The sequence below is a fragment of the Rhodobacter capsulatus genome, from assembly GCF_005144475.1.
In the GTDB taxonomy this organism is placed as follows: Bacteria; Pseudomonadota; Alphaproteobacteria; order Rhodobacterales; family Rhodobacteraceae; genus Rhodobacter; species Rhodobacter capsulatus_C.
The window spans coordinates 1-1,145 of the sequence record NZ_SWJZ01000128.1 but is presented as its reverse complement, the minus strand read 5'-3'; the positions used below and the strand labels follow the sequence as shown (position 1 = coordinate 1,145).

Below are 1,145 nucleotides of genomic sequence, written 5' to 3'. Positions count from 1 at the left end.
CGATGGGTCGCCTCGGCCGCGAGTTGATAGAAGTTCCGGCGCTGGATGGCCTGGAGCCGGTCGGCAATGCCGTGCAGCGTCGCGTCCATCGGCGCATAGTCCCGAATGCGCGCAGCCGCACCTTTGGCGTGGCCAAGATAGCCCTCAAAGCAGGCGCCATCCCCTTGGCTCCAGAACCCGGAGAACCAGATGCAGGGCTTGGCCCGCGTCCCGCCGCCCATCAGGCGGATGGGCGTGGTCTTCAGGCGCATGCCGAGGATCTCGCAGATCCGCTCGAAATCCTCATAGACCGCGTCCGACCAATCGTCGTGGGGCGCGAGGTCGCGATACCAGCTGCGCGCTTTCTCCTTGGCGGCATCCGAGAGCTCAGGGAACTGGTAGACCGTCGTGCAGATCACCTCAGGCATCGATGTCCTCCCCGTTCAGCGCCGCAGCCAGCCATTCGTTCGTGCTGCTCCAACCGATGGATTTGCGTGCGCCGAGATCGATGACATGCGCGCCGCCGCCGAAGGCATCGAGGCGGGGCCGGGAACAGGTCAGGGCATATTGGAAGCCCCAAAGGCCGGTGAGGTCGAGGTCTTCGGCGAGGCGCAGCACGAAGCGGATGACGGCCTCGACATCGCCGTGTTCGTCGTCATGGATCCAGAGGATGCTGCCCTCGGGTGCATCCTGAAGCGCGAGATCGAACCCCGCGACCTCCGGGTCGTTGGCGTCCTCATCCGCGGCGCGCAACGCGTGAAACAGTGCGAGCGCGCGGGTGGCCTTTTCGGCCGTCCCGACGTCGATCAGGCACGAAAAATGGGTGAAGTAGTCCGCCATGGGAACCTCCTGAGAGTGAAAAGCCCGGCCAAGAGGCCGGGCGCTGGATTGGGACGAAACGATGGGCGGGCGGGCTTAGCCGGTGCGCTGGTCGCCTGCGGCCTGACGCGCCGCATGTGCGCAAAGCATCTGCCGGTAGAACCGCTTGCGCGCCGCCCGAAACCCGCGAACGGCGCGGGTATCGGAATGAAGCGCCCGGACCGCCGCGCGAAGGACGGCCAGCGGCGATGCCGTCACCGGCAGGCCGAGGCGCAGATAGGCGGGATCGGTCACGTCAGCGGCGCGGCAAAGATCCGGGCCAGATCGACGGCCGAGGGCGCCATCTG

The 1,145-nt window shown here is 66.9% G+C and carries 2 protein-coding genes and 1 pseudogene; all 3 read right to left on the bottom strand.

Annotated elements, in window-relative coordinates; translation table 11 throughout:
• Positions 1-407, bottom strand: a pseudogene (locus tag FBT96_RS19440) (antitoxin of toxin-antitoxin stability system); the annotation flags it as partial.
• Positions 400-819 carry a hypothetical protein gene (locus FBT96_RS19435; protein WP_136909582.1) on the bottom strand — a complete coding sequence of 140 codons (420 nt, stop codon included), beginning with the start codon at positions 817-819 and terminating at the stop codon, positions 400-402. The pseudogene FBT96_RS19440 and the gene FBT96_RS19435, both read right to left, overlap by 8 nt.
• A gap of 75 nt (positions 820-894) precedes the next feature.
• Positions 895-1,145: hypothetical protein (locus FBT96_RS19430; RefSeq protein ID WP_394347686.1), on the bottom strand; the 251-nt coding region annotated here is incomplete at its 5' end.

What these genes read in the sequence shown, in the direction of transcription:
- FBT96_RS19435 (WP_136909582.1), bottom strand. Translation starts at nt 819, where the DNA reads ATGGCGGACTACTTCACCCATTTTTCGTGCCTGATCGACGTCGGGACG.